This is a genomic window from Janthinobacterium sp. GW821-FHT03C10 (assembly GCF_059420865.1).
This window is the reverse complement of sequence record NZ_JBWKUN010000006.1, coordinates 90071-107659: the sequence shown is the minus strand read 5'-3', so window position 1 is coordinate 107659 and position 17589 is coordinate 90071. Positions and strand designations below refer to the sequence as shown.

Below are 17589 nucleotides of genomic sequence, written 5' to 3'. Positions count from 1 at the left end.
CGAAATTCTTATACTATTTCCTTTCCGCATGTATCTGCGCCCGGATGCCTGGCGCGCGTTGCAAAGGAAAACCATGTCCCGTACTTTCCGCCTGCCGGGTGACGCATGACGGCGCTGCTGCTGGCGCTGTGCATGGCCCTGGCCGTGGTGCTGAGCGTGCTGCTGGCCTGCCAGTGGCAGGCGGCGCGCATGTGGCGCATGCGCCATGCGACCGGCGCGGTGCTGCAGGCGGCGCAGGCGCAGCGCATGGCAGAGGCGCTGGCGCTGCTGCATGCGCTGCCGGCGGCCGTCATCGGCACCGACCACGACGGCGTGGTGCGGTATCTGAATCCCCGCGCCAGCGCCATGGGCGGCTTGCTGGGCGACGATGGCCTGGGCCAGCCCGTGACCGGGCTGCTGCCGCTGTTCCATGACGGCACGCCCATCGATGCGGCGCGCCAGGTGCGCGACTGCGTGGCGCGCCAGGAAGTGCTGGAGGTGGCGCGCGGCGCCGTGCTGCTGCGCCATCTCGACGGCAAGCGCATCGACGTGCAGTACAGCTGCGCGCCGCTGGCGCAGGGCGGCGCGGTGCTGCTGCTGCACGATGTGTCGGCCCGCCGGCGCGCCGAGCAGCAGCTGGAATTCATCGCCCACCACGACGGTCTGACGGGGCTGCCGAACCGCCTGCATTTCCAGATCCGCTTCGAGCACGGCATCGCCTACGCGCGCCGCCACCAGGGTTTGCTGGCCGTGCTGTTCGTGGACATCGACCGCTTCAAATCCATCAACGACAGCCTGGGGCACGACGTGGGCGACCAGGTGCTGACGGAGTTCGCGCGCCGGGTGCAGCAGTGCGTGCGCAAGGTCGATACGGTGGCGCGCCAGGGCGGCGACGAATTCATCATCCTGCTGACGGAGCTGCGCACGGCGCACGATGCCGAGCGGGTGGCCGAAAAGATCGTCGCCGCCATCGCCGCGCCCTTCGTCATCGGCGAGTACAGCCTGGCGGTGGCGGCCAGCGTGGGCGTGGCCCTGTATCCGGACGACGACGACGACGTCAATGCGCTGATCGAAAAGGCGGACCTGGCCATGTATGCGGCCAAGCGCCACGCGCCCGGCACCTGCCTGCGTTACGCCGCGCGCATGCAGACGCAGTCGTATTCGCGCACCATCCTCGAGACGGCCCTGCGCCACGCGCTCGAACGCGATGAATTCGCCCTGTTCTACCAGCCGCGCATGGATTTGAAAACGCGCAGGATCACGGGCGTGAAGGCGCTGCTGCGCTGGAAGCACCCGGAACTGGGCTTGATGATGCCGCTCGACTTTTTACCGGTGCTGGAGGAAAGCGCCCTGATCCTGCCGGTGGGGGCGTGGGTGATGGCCACGGCGGTGGAACAGGCGCGCAGGTGGATCGCGCAGGGGCAGATGCTGACGGTGTCCGTCAGCCTGTCGGCGCGCCAGTTCTACCAGCGCGATATCGCGCGCAATTTCGCCGCCGCGCTGGAGGCTGCCGGCGTGCCGGGCCATTGCATCGAGCTGGAAATCGCCGCCGGCATCCTGATCGACAGCAACCAGAACTGCGAATTGATACTGCGCCAGTTCCGCCAGCTGGGCATGGCGATCGCCATCAGCGATTTCGGCACGGGCGACGCGTCGCTCACTTACCTGAAACGCTTTCCCACGGATGCCGTGAAGATCGAAAAGTGCTTCGTCGACGACCTGGGCAAGCCGGGCGGCGACGGCGCCATGGTGCGCGCCATCGTGGCGATGGCGCGCACCTTGGGGCTGCGCAGCATCGCCGGCGGCGTGGAAAGCGGCGAGCAGCTGGAACTGCTGGCCGAGATGGGCTGCGACGAGGCGTTTGGCTATTTCCTCGGCCGCGCGATGGCGCCCGAGGGTATCGAGGCGCTGCTCAAGTCGCCTAGCCCGGCATGACGGACAGCGCCGCCAGCAGCGCGGCGGTCAGCACGGCCGCGCCGCCGATGATGCGCGCCAGGCGCATGGCCTGGTGCGGCGCATACGGCAGCAGCCAGATCAGCAGCAAACCGCAGCCCGTCAGGCTGCCGACCCAGTAGACGAGGCCATAGCCGCCGCCGGTGATGTGCATGGACCAGGCCAGGGCCGCCGCCAGCGCCAGCCAGCCCGTCCACTGCAGGCGGCGGCGCAGCGGCGCGGGCGGTTCGGCGCCGCGCCCGTGCAGGTCGGCGTAGTGGCGGTCCATGGCCAGGCACAGCGAGGACAGGCCCGCGTAGCACAGCGCGAAGACGAGGAAATTGGCTAATAGTTCCATCACGCGGCCTCCATCGTCGTCGGCGCCGGCTTGGCCGGTGCTGGTTTGGAGGCTTTCACGGGCAGCGGTTTCAATTTGAACGCCGCGTACGCGAGGCCCAGGCCCAGCACCAGCACCACCAGGTCGAAGGCGGCCACCGGCACGGGGCCGCGTCCCAGGAACAGGGTCACGCCCAGGTGCGAATGGGTCGTGAAGACGTTCAGCACGGGCAGCGCCGCGAGCAGGAAGGCGCCGGCGGCCAGCTGCAGGCGCCACATGGCGCGCGACGGGCGCAGCTGGGCGATGATGGCGGCCAGGGCCCAGGCGCCGAAGAAGCAGGCGATTTCCTCTTTCGGGCGTTCCTCCATCGCCACCGGCAGCAGGCGGTTGGCCCAGAAGTAGGCGCCGAAGGCGATCGGGATGCCGGCGATGGCGCCGATGTTGAGCGCTTCCACCAGGCGCAGGCCGAAGCTGGCGCGCTTGCCGGCGGCCAGCGCCTTGGCCTGCTTCTGGCGCGTCTTGACGGCCCACAGCAGGGCGCCCGTGGCGACCATGGCGCAGCCGGCCAGGCCGGAGAGGAAGAACAGGGCGCGCAGCAGCGGTCCGCCGAAATGCGCGACGTGCAGGCCGACCATCACGCCTTGCGTGGCGGCGGCGCCGGGCTGCGCCTCGCCGTCCGATGACAGCAGCTTGCCGGATACGCCATCGAATTCCATCGACGGCTGCTTCGACGACATGTCGCGTCCGCCGGCGCGCGTCAGGGTGATGGTGGCGTTGGCGTCGCCCGGATGGTTGACGGAGATGCGCTCGACCTTGCCGCCCCACTGCTGTTCCGCCTGGCGCACGAGCGGCGCGAGCGGCGTCAGCGGCGCGGTCACGCCGGCCGGCTTGCTGTCGCCCGAGCGGCCCGGGAAGGCTTCGGCGAAGAAGGCGTCCTGGTCGCCCTTGTAGGCGGCCGTGACGCCGGACGGCATGTACAGGAACATCAACGTGACCAGGCCCGTGTAGGTGATCATGATGTGGTAGGGCAGGGCCAGCACGGCCGTCACATTGTGCGCGTCGAGCCACGAGCGCTGGCCCTTTTTCGGCCGGAAGGTAAACAAATCCTTGAAGATGCGCTTGTGCGTGACGATGCCGCTGATGATGGAGACGAACATGAACATGGCGCAGAAACCCACGATCCAGCGGCCCCAGATGGCCGACATGTAGTGCAGGTCGAAATGCAGGCGGTAGAGGAATTCGCCGCCCCGCGTCTCGCGCGGCTTGGACAGCACCTCGCCCGTGGCCGGATCGGCTTTTTCGCTATGAAAATTGCCGCGCCTGCCGCGTTTCTTTTCGCCGGGCTTGGACGGTTTGCTCCAGCCCAGCTGCGTGGCGGGGCTGCGCTCGCCGGGCAGGCTGATGAACCAGCGCGTGGCGCCTTCTGCCCGCTCTTCCATCGCCTGTTGCGCGACGGTGGCCGCTACTTCCGTCGTCACCTCGCTGGCGGCGGCGCCGTGCAGTTCGGGCTGCATCCACAGGGTGATTTCATTGCGGTAGTAGCTGGCCGTGCCGGCGCAAAACACCAGCAGCAAGATCCAGCAGACGAGCAGGCCGGACCAGGTGTGCAGCCATGCCATCGATTGGCGGAAACCTTCTTTCATGCGAGACTCCAGGATAGTGCGCCCATCGATTGCAGGATGGCGGCGATGACGGCGGCGGGGATTGCGAGCCCGAGCCACGCGCGCAGGGCGCTGCGCGTGGCGAAGACCCACATCACGGCGCAGGTGTAGATGGCAAACGACAGCAGGGTGGCCGTCATGACGGCTTCGGAACGGGCCATGGGCAGGCTTACCGACAGCAGCATGGTGACCAGCGCGGCCAGCACGTAGCCGCCAGCGATGGCCGCCACGCTGCGCGACGCCACGCCGAGGCGGTACATGACCCCGGCGGGCAGGCGCAGGCGCGGCATTTTAATGATGGCTGGCGCTTGCATGGTCAGTCGTGTTCCTTGCTGGGCGGCAGGGCCGGGCCGGCCGGCAGCGGCGTCACGCCTTGCGGCTGCACCAGGCTCAGGGTGGTCACGAACATGGCCTTGTCATACGCTTGCGCGCCGCGCTGGCCGGGCGTCTTGTCCGTGTGCTGCACTTCCAGCACATACGTGCCCTGCCACGGCAGCGGGAAACTGACCAGGCCTTGCGCATCGCTCCACGCTTCCTTGCCCCAGCCAGATTGCACCACGGCGTTGACCTTGGCCTGCGCCAGCGGCTTGCCCTGGTAGCTGACCTGGAACTGGCCAGCTTTGCCGGTCGGCACCAGGTCCAGGGTCAGCGCTTGTGCTTGCGCCTTGCCGTCGGCGACCAGGCGCGCGGCAGGAATCCACACGGTGCGCGTGGCCTTGCCATCCTTTTTCTCTTCCCACGACGGGTAGTTGTCTTCCTCGACGATGATGCTTTCGCCGGCCGCCACCTTGCCATTCAGGAGGAAGGCGCCGGCCGTCTTGCTTGCCTGCAGCGGCTTGCTGCCGGCGGGCGAAATCCACGTCACGCGCTGGATGCTGAACTTGTCCAGCAGGCCGGGCGACGCTTCGCGCAGGTTGTCGCCGAATTCGCCGAAATACACGCTGGCCGCCTTGCCGTCCTGCTGCAGCCAGATCTGGTGCGCGCTGGCGCTGCCGCAGGCGATGGCCGCGCCCAGCAGGGCGGTGGCGAGGGCGCCGGGGCGCGCGATGGAAGCGATGTGCATGGTGTAACCCTTATCTTGTTATGTGAGTGGAAAAAGCGGCCGGCGGTGCATCAGTACTGGTAGCGCAGGTTCAGCGCCACGTTGCGCGGCTCGCCGTAATAGCCGCCGTTATAGAACCCCACGCGGCGGAAATACGTCTTGTCGAACAGGTTGTTGACGTTCAGGCTGGCCGACAGTTTCGGGCTGATCTGGTAGCGCGCCATCAGGTTGGCCAGCACGTAGCTGCCCTGGCTGACGCGGATCTTGCTTTTGTTCGGCAGGGTGGCCGTCGTCCAGATCTCGTTCTGCCAGTTCAAGCCGCCGCCGATGGTGAGATTTTGCAGCTCGCCCGGCAGGCGGTAGGTGGTCGAGAGGCGCAGCATGTTGGTCGGCTGGATGGTGTTGGTCACCACGCCCTTGCCCGTCTTCGATTTGCTGTGCGTGTAGCCGGCGAACAGCTGCCAGCCGCGCAAGGGGCTGCCCGACACCTCCGCCTCGTAGCCGCGGCTTTTCGTGCCCTTGCCCGTCGAGATATACGGACGGCCGCCGTCCGGCAGCACGAAGGTGGGCGGCACCGACTTGTCTTCTTCGCCCAGGTTGTCCTGCTTCGCTTCATACACGGCGAACGAGGCATTCACGGCGCCGTCGAGGAATTCGCTCTTCACGCCCGCTTCCACGTTGCTGCCCGTGATCGGGTCGAGGAAGGCGTTGTGCTTGTCCTTCAGGTTTTGCGGCTTGAACAGGTCCGTATAGCTGGCGTACAGCGACGTGCTCTTGCTCACGTCCAGCACCACGCCCGCGTATGGCGTGACGACATCGTCCGTTTTATACGCGGAGCTGCGCTTGACGAAACGGCCCTGGGTGTCGTAACGGTCGTTATACGTCTCCCACTTCGACACGCGCGCGCCGGCCAGTACCTTGAAGCTGTCCATGACGTTGATGCGCGTGGCGATGAAGGCGCCCGACTGTTTCGTGGTGGCGACGTCGCGCGCGCCCGTGCGCGTGAGCGCCGGCTCGGGCACGTCGCCCGTCCAGTTGCGGAAGTCGGGGATGGTCGTGGCGAATGGCAGCGGATCGGGCAGCAAGGTTTCATTCGTCGTGCCCTTTCGCTTCCAGCCGTTCACGCCCAGCACCAGGTCGTGCCGGCGGCCGAACAGGGGGAAGCTGCCATTGGCCGCCAGGTCGAAGTTGTCCTGCTTTTCCTCGTAGGGGAAGGCGCCGCTCCAGACTTCCAGGCCGCTGCCGTCGCGTTTCGGATAGCCGCTGCCGCCGTAGAACAGCTTGCCGTTCGAGGAGCTGTCCAGGCGCCCGTAGGCGGCCTTGAGCTTCCAGTCGCTGGCGAAGCGGTGTTCGAGATAGATGTAGCTGTTCTGGAACTCGCGCTCCCAGCTGCTCCACTTGGCCGCCATGTTGAACGAGCGGGGCATGTTGGCCGGCGTGCCGTCCGCGAAGAACAATGGCGTGGTGCCCCAGCTCGTGCCTTTCGGCGTGTTCTTTTGGTAGTCGATGCCGGCCGTGAGCAACGTTGCAGGCGTCAGGTCCGCCTCGACGATGACGGCGCCCGCCAGCTTGCGTTCCTTGTACAGGTCCATGTAGGAATGGCGGTTCTGGCCGGCCACGACGACGCGCCCGCGGATGCTGCCGTCCGCATTCAAGGGCGCGCTGATGTCGCCTTCGAGCCGCACCTTGCTCCAGGAACCGACGGTCAGGCCGGCCGAGGCGGAAAATTCCTTGCCGGGGCGCTTGTGCAGCATGTTGATGGTGGCCGACGGGTCGCCATTGCCGCTGACCAGGCCCGTGGCGCCGCGCACGATTTCGATGCGGTCATAGATGGCCGTGTCGAACAGCGCATTCGACCCGGAATTGACGGCCACGCCGTCGATCTGATAATTGCCGATGGAAAAGCCGCGCGCGGAAAAACTCGTGCGTTCGCTATCGTTTTCCTGCACCGTCACGCCCGTCGACTGCACCAGTACCTCGGCCAGGCTGTTCAATCCCATGTCGTCCATGCGCTGGCGCGTCACCACGGAAATCGATTGCGGCGTTTCGCGCATCGACAGGCCCATGCGCGTGCCCGTGGCCATCTGTCTGGTGGTGTAGGAGCCCGTGTGCTCCGTCGACGCCTTGTCTTGCTGGGCCTGCACCTTGATCTCGCTCAGGGTGGCTTCCTCCGGCTTGGCGCTCGTATCGGCGGCCAGCGCCGTGCCAGCGCCCAGCGCCGCCGCCAGCAATGCCGTCTGCACGGCGGCGGCCAGCGGACGCAGGGCGGTATTGCCAACGGTTGGGGAAAACGGGCCGGCAACCATGCCGGCCAGCGAACGTGCTCGCGCCATGAAACATCCTTCTTCTCGTATGCCCGCCGTCGGGCGGCTGGCGTTTTTGGTATGGGAGGCTTGCTTGGCGGTGTAGCCTGGCTGGCGCAGCGTGTCATCCAGCCTTACGGCAGTCAGGCGACTGCGTGCGGACTCCGGCGAGTCTAAATGTGAATGAGAACTATTCTTATTATAGTGCGGGGTTGCGAGACATGCAAGAGTGTGATGTTGTAAACGCGCACGGCCGCCCCATTGCTGGCGGCGGCCGTGTATGTGCAGGAGCGGGGGCGTTTACAGCTGGCCGCGCAGGGTCAGCATGGCGTTGCGCGGTTCGCCATAGAAGTTGGAGCCATAGGCGGCCCACACGCGCGCGTAGTATTTTTTGTCGAACAGGTTGTTCACCGTCAGCGACAGCTCCAGTTTGGGACTGAGGCGGTAGCCTGCCTGCAAGCCCACCGTGGTGACGGGACCCTGCTCGAATTTCACGGGCCCGTTCAGGCGATACATGCTGCTGACGCTGCGCAAGCCGCCGCCCACGCTGACTTTATCGAGCGCGCCGGCCAGCCGGTAATTGGTCCACAGGTTGACGTTGTGGCGCGGAGCGATGAAGGTGTACAGCTGCGCCTTCTGGTCGTCGCTGCCTTCCAGGGTGCGCGTGCTGGTGTAGGAATAGCCGCTCGTGATGTTCCAGCCCGGCAGAGGGCTGCCGCTCAGTTCGGCTTCCACGCCCTGGCTGCGCATCTTGCCCGCGCCGATGGAAAACAGCGGGTTGGCCGGGTCGGACATGACGCGGTTTTCATCTTCCATGCGGAACAGGGCCGCGTGCGCGTTGACGTTTTTGTCGAACAGCTCCGCCTTCAGTCCCAGCTCGAACTGCTGGCCCGTGCGCGGCTTCAGGGTCTGGCCGGCAGCGTCCGTGGTGGACTGGGGCGTGAAGATGCGCGTGTAGCTGCCATAGGCCGACAGCTGCCTGTCGAGCTCGTAGACCAGGCCCGCATACGGCGTGAACTTGGCCTTGATCGTGTTGCTGACATCGGTGAACTGGTTGAAATAGGCGTTGCGGTTGACGGTGTGGTTGTCCCAGTGCGTCAGGCGCCCGCCCAGGTTGACGGCCAGCCGGTCCGTCGCTTGCAGGCGGGTGCGCGCGTACAGGCCGAACTGCTTGGTGCGGTTGTCATTGCCGTTGGAAAAAGTGTAGCTGGGCTGCGCGATATTGTTGTCAGGATGAAAAATATTGACCGGCGCATTGTCTCCGCCGCCATACCGGAAATTCTTGTGCACCTGGCGGTAGTCGGCGCCCACGATCAGGTCGTGGCTGCGGCCAAAGGCCTGGAACGGCGTGGCCAGGTAAGCGTCCAGGCCCTGCGTCTTCCAGTGGCTGCGGTAGTTCCAGCTGACCAGGCAGCTGTCGCCCGTGACGGGATCGGCGGAACAGTCGGACCAGCCGAAATTGCGCGACGGCTCATCTTGCTCGCGGTGCAGGGCGGTGACCTTGACCTGGCCGCCGTTGTCCAGCTTGTGCTCGAGTTCGGCAAAATATTCCGTGACCTTTTCCGTGATGTGGTTCCAGGCCGGGTCCAGGTAGGTGGAGCGGGGCACGTCGAGCAAACGCCCGTCTTCATACGCGGGCAAGCCGAAGGCGGGGCGGCCCTTGTATTGCTGGTGGGTGATGCCGCCCGTCAGCACGGTGCCCGGCGCCACATCGATGGCGATGGTGCCGTACAGCAGCGGTTTTTCCGCATACACATGGTCGACGAAGGAGCGCCGGTGTTCGTAGGCGGCCACCAGGCGGCCGCGCACCGTGCCGTCCGCGCTCAGGGGGCCCGTGACGTCCGCTTCCGCAGAGTAGCGGTCCCAGGAACCTGCGCTGAGCACGCCGCTGGCGGCAAAAGTGTCGCGCGCGCGCTTGCGCACCAGGTTGATGGTGCCGCCCGGGTCGCCCGCGCCCTGGAACAGGCCGGCCGGTCCGCGCAGCACTTCCACGCGGTCATAGATGGCCAGGCCGAAGCCGGCCGACAGATCGTTGCCCGTGCTGGCGGGCGTCATCACGCCATCGACCTGCACCGCATCGAGCGCATAGCCGCGCGAATAAAAGTTACCGTGGTTGCCGCCCGTGCTGCTGGCCTCGACGGTGATGCCCGTCACGCCGCGCATGGCGTCGTCCAGGCTCAGCAAATTCTGGTCGTTCAGTTGCTGGCGCGTCAGCACGGAGATGGACTGGGGAATCTCGCGCAGGCTTTGCCGGCCCTTGCCGATGCTCACCGCCTGCGCCGCATACGACTTGGTCAGCTCGCTGTCTGGCGTCGCCTCCTGGCGCGCGCTGACGGTAATTTCCGCCAGGGTCGCCACCTTGCCCGTGGCGGGGGGCGCCGGACGGATGATGACGCTGTTGCCGTCGATGCTGGCGGCCAGGCCGCTGCCGGCCAGCAGGCGCTCCAGGCTGTCGGCCACGCCGAGCGTGCCGCTGACGGCGGGCGCCGTCTTGCCGGCCACGAGTTCGGGCGCGAACAGCAGTTGCAAATTGGCTTGCCGCGCCAGTTCATTCAGGGCTTGCCCCAGCGGCTGGGCGGCGATGGACAGGGTGACGGTGCGCGCCGTTTGCGCCTGTGCCAGGGAGATGCTGCCCAGGGCCAGCATGGCGGCCAAGGCGAGGGGGGCGGGTGTCAGAGTGAGGCGGGGGGACCACATGTTGCATTTCTCCAGGTTAATTTGTTGTCGATTAACTTGGTAGACGAGGCAGCGGGCAAAACCCTCACCTGCGAATGCGAACTATTTGCATTTATTTTTCAGGCTGCCGCATCGCAGGGGCTTGCGCCGGCATTTTTGCCGCCATGCGGATCTCGCTGACGGCACCATCGCGTACGACGTGTACGGGCAGCAGCTGCGGCAGGGCGGCGGCGAAGCGGTCGAGCTGGGTCAGGCTGAAGCTGCCGCCGATGCGCAGCCTGGCCACGGCGGGATCGCGCACGACGAAGCCCGTGTCGCCATAGCGCTCGAATTCGGCCAGTGCCGCGCCCAGCGGCACGTTGTCGAAAGTGATCCTGCCGTCGCGCCACGGCGCCACGCTGCCGGGGGCCAGGCTGGCGACGGCGGACAGACGGCCGCCGGCGTCGGCGCTGACGCCCTGGCCGGCCCGCAGGTCGGCCAGGGCTTGTCCTGCGCCCGCCACGCGCACGTGACCATGCTGTACGGCCACGCGCAGCTTGCCGTCGTGCTCGAGGGTATTGCGCACGGAAAACTGCGTGCCCACCACCGTCACTTTCAAGGGGCCGCTCACCACGTCGAAAGGCTGGCCCTGCTTCGATTGCACCTGGAACAGCGCTTCGCCCTGCGCCAGGCGCACTTCGCGGCGCTGGCGGTACAGGGTGACGTGCAGCCGCGTGGCCGTATCGAGCTGCATGTTGCTGCCGTCGGGCAGCGCGACGGCCATGCGCTGGCCGCGCATGGTGGCATACGACTGGCTGAAAACGGCTTGCTGCTGCCACCACTGGTAGCCGCCCGCGCCCACGCTCAGCAGCAGCATGGCGGCGGTCGCATACGGCAGGGCGCGCAGCCAGTGGCGGCGGGAGCGGGACGATGGCGCAGCCTGGGGCAGTGCCCAGCGCGCGGCGAGCTGCGCAGGAATCTTGCGCGCTGCGCGGTGCGTGTGTTGCAGTTGCGCATACGCGTGCGCGTGCAGCGCGTCGGCCGCCAGCCAGGCGGCAAACTCGGCCTGTTGCTGTGCATCCAGCTTGCCGCGCCGGCTGAACCAGGTAGCGGCCGCCAGCGCCACGCCATCTTGCGTGGCGGCAAAGTCGGCGTACTCGCGCAAGTCCGCCTGCTCCTGGGCAGAGGGGCCGAACGCGTGGCGGGGCGGGAGGGCGGTCATGGGCGCCATTATGTGGCTTCCCGCAAAGAATGCAACTGCGCCTGGCAACTGAGCATGCCGCGTGCGATATGTTTTTCCACCATGCTCACGGAAATGCCCATGCGCGCGGCGATCTGCGCGTGCGGCAATTCCTCGAAGACGTGCAGCACGAAGGCGTCGCGGCAGCGGGGCGGCAGCGCGTCGATGGCGGCCACGCAGGCTTGCCAGTCCTGGCTGCCCTGCAACGCCTGTTCCGGCTGCAAATGGCGCGGCGCGGCCGGATGCGCGGCCTCGGGCAAGGCGTCGAGCTCCTCGTGCTGGCGCAAGGCGGCGCGGCGGTGATTGTCGATCAGCAGATTGCGCGCCGTGTGGTACAGCAGCGCGCGCGGTTCGCGCACGGCTGTTTCGCCCAGCACGCGCGCATAGCTTTCCTGCACCATGTCGGCGGCAGCTTCGCGGTTGCGCAAGCTGCGCCAGCAAAAGTTCAACAGTTCTTGGTAATAGCGTGCGACCACGGCGTCCGATGTATGAGTCCGCAGCCAAGGAATGCCGCATATGAGAATGATTCTCATTATATGGCATGCCGGGATGTCGCGCTAAGCGGCTTGGCGCACCGTGGCAGGTGTACAACGCTTTGCCCCGCGCCCTGCATCGGTTAACATGCGAAGTTAATAGGGAGATAACATGGCTATTCAAATCATCAATACGGCGCCGATAGCTGGCCAGCGGCCCGGCACTTCGGGCTTGCGCAAGAAGGTGGCGACCTTCAGCGCCCCGCAATACCTGGAAAACTTCGTGCAGAGCGTGTTCGATAGCGTGGGCGACTGCCGCGGCCAGACCCTGGTGCTGGGCGGCGACGGGCGTTACCACAACCGGGCAGCCATCCAGACGGTGCTGCGCATGGCGGCCGCGCACGGCTACGCGCGCGTGCTGCTGGGGCAGGGCGGCATTTTGTCGACGCCGGCCGTCAGCTGCGTGATCCGCAAGCATGGCGCCAGCGGCGGCATCATCCTGTCGGCCAGCCATAATCCGGGCGGTCCCGATGGCGATTTCGGCATCAAGTACAACATCGCCAATGGCGGCCCGGCGCCCGAAAAGGTCACGGAAGCCATCTACGCCTGCACGCAAGCCATCGCCGCATACCGCATCAGCGACGCGGCCGACATCGACCTCGACGCCTTGGGCACCGTGCGCATCGAGCAGATGACGGTCGAAGTGATCGATCCGGTGCTCGACTACGCGGAACTGATGCAGCAGCTGTTCGACTTCGACGCCATCCGCGCCCTGTTCGCGGGCGGCCTGCGCATCTGCTTTGACGGCATGCACGCCGTCTCCGGCCCGTATGCGACGGCCATCCTGGAAGGCATGCTGGGCGCGGCCAAGGGCAGCGTCATCAACGGCGTGCCGCTGGAAGACTTCGGCGGCGGCCACCCGGACCCGAATCCCGTCAACGCGCGGGAATTGATCGCGCGCATGGCCGGCGACGATGCTCCCGACTTCGGCGCCGCCTCGGACGGCGACGGCGACCGCAACATGATCGTCGGCCGGCGCTTCGACGTCACGCCCTCGGACAGCCTGGCCATCCTGGCCGCCAACGCCGCCGTGGCGCCCGGCTACCGTGGGGGCTTGAAGGGCATCGCCCGCTCCATGCCCACCTCGGGCGCGGCCGACCGGGTCGCCAGCGCGCTGGGCATTCCCTGCCACGAGGCGCCGACGGGCTGGAAATTCTTCGGCACCCTGCTCGACGCCGGCATGGCCACCCTGTGCGGCGAGGAAAGCTACGGCACGGGCTCGAACCACGTGCGCGAAAAAGATGGCCTGTGGGCCGTGCTGTTCTGGCTCAACCTGCTGGCGGAAAAAAAGCAATCGGTGGAAGACATCGTGCGCGCGCACTGGGCCACGTATGGCCGCAATTACTATTCGCGCCACGACTACGAAGACATCGACAGCGCCGGCGCGCAGCAGCTGATGGAAGCCGTGCGCGGCCGGCTGGCCGCCTTGCCGGGCCAGGTGCTGGGTGGCTGCACGGTGGCGCTGGCCGACGATTTCAGCTACACGGACCCCGTCGACGGCTCCGTGGCGACACAGCAGGGCATCCGCATCGTCATGACGGACGGCGCGCGCATCGTGCTGCGCCTGTCCGGCACGGGTACCGAGGGCGCCACCCTGCGCCTGTACCTGGAGCGCTACGAAGCCGACCCCGCGCAGCACGCCATCCCGACCCAGGAGGCGCTGGCGGGGCTGATCGCCGTGGCGGAGCAAGTGGCGCAGATACGCGCACGCACGGGGCGCGACGCGCCCACGGTGACGACATAAAAAAAGGTGCATAGGTCGGATTAGCGTGGCATCGCCACGCGTAATCCGACGACATTGTCAGCAGCGTTGTCGGATTACGCCCTTTGGGCTAATCCGACCTACTTGTATGATTACGCCTTGCCCGGGATGGCCGCCTGGCGGTAGTTGTCGACCATCTTGTAGCGCTTCGCATACAGGCCGAAGGCCAGCATGGCGACGGCGGCAAAGGCGGCGAAGAAGAACATCTGGAAAGCCGTCACGCTGATGCCGCTTTCGGCGATCTTGCCGATCACGCCTTCGTTCATGACGCTGCGGTTGACGATCAGCACCCACAGGTTGCCCACCGTGGTCGACAGGTTCCAGAAGCTCATGATGGCGCCCTTCATCGACACGGGCGCCTGGCTGTAGGCAAACTCCAGGCCCGTGGCCGAGACCAGCACTTCGCCGAACGTCAGCAGGGCGTACGGCAGGATCTGCCACATGATGGAGACGGCGTTGCCGCTGTCGAGCGCCAGCTGCAGCAAGCCGATGACGATCCACGCCAGCGAGGAAAAGCCGATACCGGCCGTCATGCGGCGCAGGGCCGTCGCTTCCAGGCCGAAGCGGTTGAGCATCGGGTACAGCACCAGGTTGTTGAACGGGATCAGCAGCATCACCAGCATCGGGTTCAGCGCCTGCATCTGCGCCGGCAGGAACCAGCTCGGTTTTTCCATGGTGTTTGCCTGCACGATCCACGTCGAGGCCTTCTGGTCGAACAGCGAGAAGAACGGCGTGACGAGGGCGAAGATGACGAGGATGCGCAGCACGGCGCGCACGCCTTCGACGGCTTCGTCAGGGTGGATGCCGCGCGCGCGTTCCAGCTGCATGGCCGTGCCGATGCTGCCGAAGGCCAGCAGCAGGACCAGCGCGGTACACGCGGAAATCACGAAGCCCCATTCGGGAATGCTGTAGAACGCATACAGGGCGCCGATCACGCCGACGTAGGCCACGTACAGGCCGGGACGCGATCCGCCGTCGACACGGGCCAGCAGGGCCGTGCGGGCCACGCGGGTGAACGAATCGGGATTCGGCGGCGCCGGCGGCACGTGCACGTATTTCTTGGCGCCCATCCAGAAGACGATGGTGGCGGCCAGCATCATCAGGCCGGGGATGCCGAAGGCGATCGACGGACCATACTTCTTCAGGAACAGCGGCATCAGCAGCGAGGCGAAGAAGGAACCGAAGTTGATGATCCAGTAGAACAGGTCGAAGACCAGCTTGGCCTTGTGCTTGTTGGTCTGGTCGAACTGGTCGCCGACGAACGAGGCGACCAGGGGCTTGATGCCGCCGGAACCGAAGGCGATCAGGAACAGGCCGAAATAGAAGCCGTTGACGCTGTTTTCAAACAGGGCCAGGCAGGCATGGCCGGCGCAATACACGAGGCTGAGCCAGAAGATGGTGTTGTACTTGCCGAAGAAGCGGTCGGCCAGCCAGCCGCCCAGCAGCGGGAAGAAATACACGCCGATGACGAAGGTATGGAACACGTGCTTGGCTTCGCCCGTGCGCTGGTCGATCGGGATCATCAGCAGCAGGGTGCTGATGAGGAATGGCGTCAGGATGTTGCGCATGCCGTAAAAGCTGAAGCGTTCGCAGCCTTCGTTGGCGATGATGTACGGTATTTGCCGCGGCATTTTGCCCGTGGCGGTTTGTGTCTCGGCCGATGACATTGGCTCTCCCCCAAGTTTTTTTTGTAAGCCGCGATGCTAAGGCCTGCCGCGTTTGCTTGCAACAGAAAAAACGGCCTGCCCGCTATTTCGCAGGGATTTGTAAGGTATTGATTTTCATAAAGACATTACTTTCGGCACTTGCGCGGGCCGGGCGGGGCAGCAGCAGCTGCATTTGCAGCATGCCATCCGGTGCGGGACTGTCCGCCAGGGTAAAGCCGCAGCCCAGGTACAGGGTCAACGCCGCGTGGTTGTCCTGCGCCACGGCCAGGCGCACGCGGCCCAGTTCGGGAATGGCGCAGGCATGGTCGATGGCGGCCTGCACCAGCTGCCGTCCCGCGCCGCGCCCGCGCGCCTGCGGCGCCACATACACGCCCCACAGGCTGGCCTTGTCATGCACGACGGCGATCGGTTCGCGGCGCAGGCCGGCCATGGCGATCAATTGTTCCTTGTCGAAAGCGCCAAATATTATTTGGTATGGAGTGGCGTGCAAGCGCTCGGCTATCCGTGCCAGCGGCAAGCCGCTTTCCGCCGCGTACGTGGTGCAGAAGGCGGCGGGCAGTTCGGCGATGCCGGCCAGACGCAGCGCGCGGTAGGCGGGCGCGTCGTCTGGCGCGAGGGGGCGGATGGTGATGGCGGGCATGTGGGCGAGTATCGGGCTTTGATACCAGAAAGTAAACCTTGCCGTCCACCGCCGCCATCCTTAAGATCTGCCGCATGAAACCTGTACCGAGCCCTTCCCCTGATATGTCCGCTGGCGCGGTTCTGACGCCGGCGCGCGAGCGCGCGATGCTGTGGCTACTTGCGCTGACGCAATTTACCGTCATCATGGATTTCATGGTGATGATGCCGCTGGCGCCCCAGCTGATGCAGGCCTTCCACATCGGCCCGGCTGCCGTCTCGGGCGCCGTCTCGGCCTACGCCTGGTGCGCGGGACTGTCCGGCTTGCTGGCGGCCACGTATATCGACCGCTTCGACCGCAAGAAGCTGCTGTTGACCATGTTTTGCCTGTTCACCGTGTCGAACCTCGCTTGCGCGCTGGCGCCGAACTTCCATGTGCTGCTGTGGTCGCGCGCCTTTGCCGGGCTGACGGGCGGCGTGCTGGGCGCCATCGTCATGGCCATCATCGGCGACGTGATTCCCGCCGAGCGGCGCGGCGCGGCCACGGGCGTCGTCATGACTTCGTTTGCCATGGCGGCCGTGGGCGGCGTGCCCATCGGCGTGGTGCTGGCCGCGCACTTTGGCTGGGCTTCGCCGTTTTTCCTGCTGGTCGCGCTGTCGCTGCTGGTCTGGCTGGGCGCGGCGCGCGTGCTGCCATCGCTGACGGCGCACATGGGCGCCGCTCCCACGCCGCTGCGCCAGGTGCTGCCGAACCTGCTGGCGCTGTTCCGGGACCGGCGCCACCTGCAAGCGTTTTCCTTGTCCATTGTCAATATGACGGCCGGCATGCTGGTCATTCCCTTCATTTCGCCCGTGCTGGTGGGCAATATGGGGCTGGCGCCGGCCGACGTCACCTGGGTCTACCTGGCGGGCGGCTGCGCCACGACCTTCACGGCGCGCCTGATCGGCCGCTGGGCGGACCGGGCCGGCAAGCAGCAGGTGTTCCGCTGGGTGTCCTTGCTGTCGATCGCGCCGCTGCTGTTCATGACGCACTTGCCCCAGCTGCCGCTGCTGGCGCTGATGCTGGCGTTTCCCTTCTTTATGGCCCTCGTCTCGGGCCGCATGGTACCGCTGCAGGCGCTGCTGACGACGATACCGGAACCGCACAAGCGGGGCGCGTTTCTCAGCGCCAATTCAGCCCTGCAAAGTTTTGGCAGCGGCCTGGGCGCCTGGCTGGGCGGCCTGACACTGCAGGCGGATGCGGCCGGCCACATCAGCGGCTATGGCATCAATGGCTGGCTGGCGGCGGGCTTGTCGCTGTGGACGGTGTGGTGGGTGGCGCGCGTGCGCGGCGCGGCGCCGCAGGGGGCCCCGCGCAGGTAGTTATTGGGTGGCGATGCGCTGCATGGGCGCATTGTCCTTGCGCCATTGTTCCAGGCTGATCAGCTCACCGCTGACGACGTCGTCGACGAGGATGCGCTTGCCATCCTGGGAAACGACGAAACTCTCCCAGCGGTGCGCCGCGTCCGGCGTGTTTTCCACGAAGTTCAGGTCATAGTAGGGCTTGCCATCGATGAGGCGCGCATCGGGCGACGTTTCCATCACGGCGCCGTGGGCGCGGCCGCCGGACGCCTTTTCGATATGCGCCGACCAGGCCTTGATCTCCGGCAATGCCATCAGCGCATCGACGGCGCGCGCGCTCTGCTCCGGCGCCGGGCTGCTGGCGGCCGGGGTATTGGTGCCGTGCGGTGCGGCCTGCTGGTGCAGGTAGAAAGCGCCGAGCCCGGCGGCCAGCAAGCCGGCCAGGATGCCGGCGATGATGGTGGTTTTGGAAGAAGAGGCGCGTGGCGGCATGATGGTGGCGTGAGAATGAGGGACGAT

The 17589-nt window shown here is 66.3% G+C and carries 14 protein-coding genes; 3 read left to right on the top strand and 11 right to left on the bottom strand.

Translation table 11 applies throughout. From position 1 onward, the window contains the following. Positions 1 to 105 precede the first annotated feature (105 nt). Positions 106 to 1914, top strand: coding sequence for a putative bifunctional diguanylate cyclase/phosphodiesterase (locus AC07VH_RS20265; protein ID WP_475414768.1), 1809 nt, complete (start codon positions 106 to 108; stop codon positions 1912 to 1914). Here AC07VH_RS20265 and AC07VH_RS20260 read toward each other — a convergent pair. From AC07VH_RS20260 to AC07VH_RS20225, 8 genes are all read right to left on the bottom strand, one after another. Continuing rightward, positions 1901 to 2269, bottom strand: a complete 369-nt coding sequence (locus AC07VH_RS20260; RefSeq protein ID WP_494787909.1) for a DUF3325 domain-containing protein — start codon at positions 2267 to 2269, stop codon at positions 1901 to 1903. The genes AC07VH_RS20265 and AC07VH_RS20260 overlap by 14 nt on opposite strands. Beyond that, positions 2269 to 3891 (bottom strand): PepSY-associated TM helix domain-containing protein, encoded by a 1623-nt coding sequence (locus AC07VH_RS20255; RefSeq protein WP_494787787.1) that lies wholly within the window; start codon positions 3889 to 3891, stop codon positions 2269 to 2271. The genes AC07VH_RS20260 and AC07VH_RS20255 overlap by 1 nt, the downstream gene beginning before the upstream one ends. Beyond that, positions 3888 to 4223, bottom strand: a complete 336-nt coding sequence (locus AC07VH_RS20250) for a DUF3649 domain-containing protein (RefSeq protein WP_494787786.1) — start codon at positions 4221 to 4223, stop codon at positions 3888 to 3890. The genes AC07VH_RS20255 and AC07VH_RS20250 overlap by 4 nt, the downstream gene beginning before the upstream one ends. 2 nt (positions 4224 to 4225) lie before the next feature. After that, positions 4226 to 4972 (bottom strand): DUF4198 domain-containing protein, encoded by a 747-nt coding sequence (locus AC07VH_RS20245; RefSeq protein WP_475414765.1) that lies wholly within the window; start codon positions 4970 to 4972, stop codon positions 4226 to 4228. Positions 4973 to 5022: 50 nt separating this feature from the next. Next, positions 5023 to 7284 (bottom strand): TonB-dependent siderophore receptor, encoded by a 2262-nt coding sequence (locus AC07VH_RS20240; protein WP_494787785.1) that lies wholly within the window; start codon positions 7282 to 7284, stop codon positions 5023 to 5025. 270 nt (positions 7285 to 7554) lie between these two features. Then, positions 7555 to 9951, bottom strand: coding sequence for a TonB-dependent siderophore receptor (locus AC07VH_RS20235; RefSeq protein WP_494787784.1), 2397 nt, complete (start codon positions 9949 to 9951; stop codon positions 7555 to 7557). A gap of 91 nt (positions 9952 to 10042) precedes the next feature. Then, a complete protein-coding gene (locus tag AC07VH_RS20230; protein ID WP_494787783.1) occupies positions 10043 to 11131 on the bottom strand; it encodes a FecR family protein in 1089 nt (362 codons plus the stop codon). A gap of 8 nt (positions 11132 to 11139) precedes the next feature. After that, positions 11140 to 11682: a sigma-70 family RNA polymerase sigma factor gene (locus tag AC07VH_RS20225; protein WP_494804031.1), complete on the bottom strand. Its 543-nt coding sequence runs from the start codon at positions 11680 to 11682 to the stop codon at positions 11140 to 11142. 112 nt (positions 11683 to 11794) lie between these two features. Between AC07VH_RS20225 and AC07VH_RS20220 the strand changes: the two genes are divergently transcribed. Continuing rightward, entirely contained in the window at positions 11795 to 13426 is a 1632-nt protein-coding gene (locus AC07VH_RS20220; protein WP_494787782.1) for an alpha-D-glucose phosphate-specific phosphoglucomutase, read from the top strand. A 110-nt stretch (positions 13427 to 13536) separates the two neighbouring features. Here the strand turns inward: AC07VH_RS20220 and AC07VH_RS20215 are convergent, their stop codons facing one another. Then, entirely contained in the window at positions 13537 to 15075 is a 1539-nt protein-coding gene (locus AC07VH_RS20215) for a POT-type proton-dependent oligopeptide transporter (RefSeq protein ID WP_475414759.1), read from the bottom strand. 118 nt (positions 15076 to 15193) lie between these two features. After that, complete coding sequence (locus AC07VH_RS20210; protein WP_489629977.1) at positions 15194 to 15751, bottom strand: GNAT family N-acetyltransferase; 558 nt, start codon at positions 15749 to 15751, stop codon at positions 15194 to 15196. A gap of 74 nt (positions 15752 to 15825) precedes the next feature. Here AC07VH_RS20210 and AC07VH_RS20205 point away from each other — a divergent pair, with 74 nt between their 5' ends. Then, entirely contained in the window at positions 15826 to 17091 is a 1266-nt protein-coding gene (locus tag AC07VH_RS20205) for an MFS transporter (RefSeq protein WP_494787781.1), read from the top strand. On the opposite strand, the gene AC07VH_RS20200 is transcribed toward AC07VH_RS20205, so the two are convergent. Beyond that, positions 17092 to 17562, bottom strand: coding sequence for a hypothetical protein (locus AC07VH_RS20200; protein ID WP_475414756.1), 471 nt, complete (start codon positions 17560 to 17562; stop codon positions 17092 to 17094). Positions 17563 to 17589 lie beyond the last annotated feature (27 nt).

What these genes read in the sequence shown, in the direction of transcription:
- AC07VH_RS20265 (WP_475414768.1), top strand. Translation starts at nt 106, where the DNA reads ATGACGGCGCTGCTGCTGGCGCTGTGCATGGCCCTGGCCGTGGTGCTG.
- AC07VH_RS20260 (WP_494787909.1), bottom strand. Translation starts at nt 2,269, where the DNA reads ATGGAACTATTAGCCAATTTCCTCGTCTTCGCGCTGTGCTACGCGGGC.
- AC07VH_RS20255 (WP_494787787.1), bottom strand. Translation starts at nt 3,891, where the DNA reads ATGAAAGAAGGTTTCCGCCAATCGATGGCATGGCTGCACACCTGGTCC.
- AC07VH_RS20250 (WP_494787786.1), bottom strand. Translation starts at nt 4,223, where the DNA reads ATGCAAGCGCCAGCCATCATTAAAATGCCGCGCCTGCGCCTGCCCGCC.
- AC07VH_RS20245 (WP_475414765.1), bottom strand. Translation starts at nt 4,972, where the DNA reads ATGCACATCGCTTCCATCGCGCGCCCCGGCGCCCTCGCCACCGCCCTG.
- AC07VH_RS20240 (WP_494787785.1), bottom strand. Translation starts at nt 7,284, where the DNA reads ATGGCGCGAGCACGTTCGCTGGCCGGCATGGTTGCCGGCCCGTTTTCC.
- AC07VH_RS20235 (WP_494787784.1), bottom strand. Translation starts at nt 9,951, where the DNA reads ATGTGGTCCCCCCGCCTCACTCTGACACCCGCCCCCCTCGCCTTGGCC.
- AC07VH_RS20230 (WP_494787783.1), bottom strand. Translation starts at nt 11,131, where the DNA reads ATGACCGCCCTCCCGCCCCGCCACGCGTTCGGCCCCTCTGCCCAGGAG.
- AC07VH_RS20225 (WP_494804031.1), bottom strand. Translation starts at nt 11,682, where the DNA reads ATGAGAATCATTCTCATATGCGGCATTCCTTGGCTGCGGACTCATACA.
- AC07VH_RS20220 (WP_494787782.1), top strand. Translation starts at nt 11,795, where the DNA reads ATGGCTATTCAAATCATCAATACGGCGCCGATAGCTGGCCAGCGGCCC.
- AC07VH_RS20215 (WP_475414759.1), bottom strand. Translation starts at nt 15,075, where the DNA reads ATGCCGCGGCAAATACCGTACATCATCGCCAACGAAGGCTGCGAACGC.
- AC07VH_RS20210 (WP_489629977.1), bottom strand. Translation starts at nt 15,751, where the DNA reads ATGCCCGCCATCACCATCCGCCCCCTCGCGCCAGACGACGCGCCCGCC.
- AC07VH_RS20205 (WP_494787781.1), top strand. Translation starts at nt 15,826, where the DNA reads ATGAAACCTGTACCGAGCCCTTCCCCTGATATGTCCGCTGGCGCGGTT.
- AC07VH_RS20200 (WP_475414756.1), bottom strand. Translation starts at nt 17,562, where the DNA reads ATGCCGCCACGCGCCTCTTCTTCCAAAACCACCATCATCGCCGGCATC.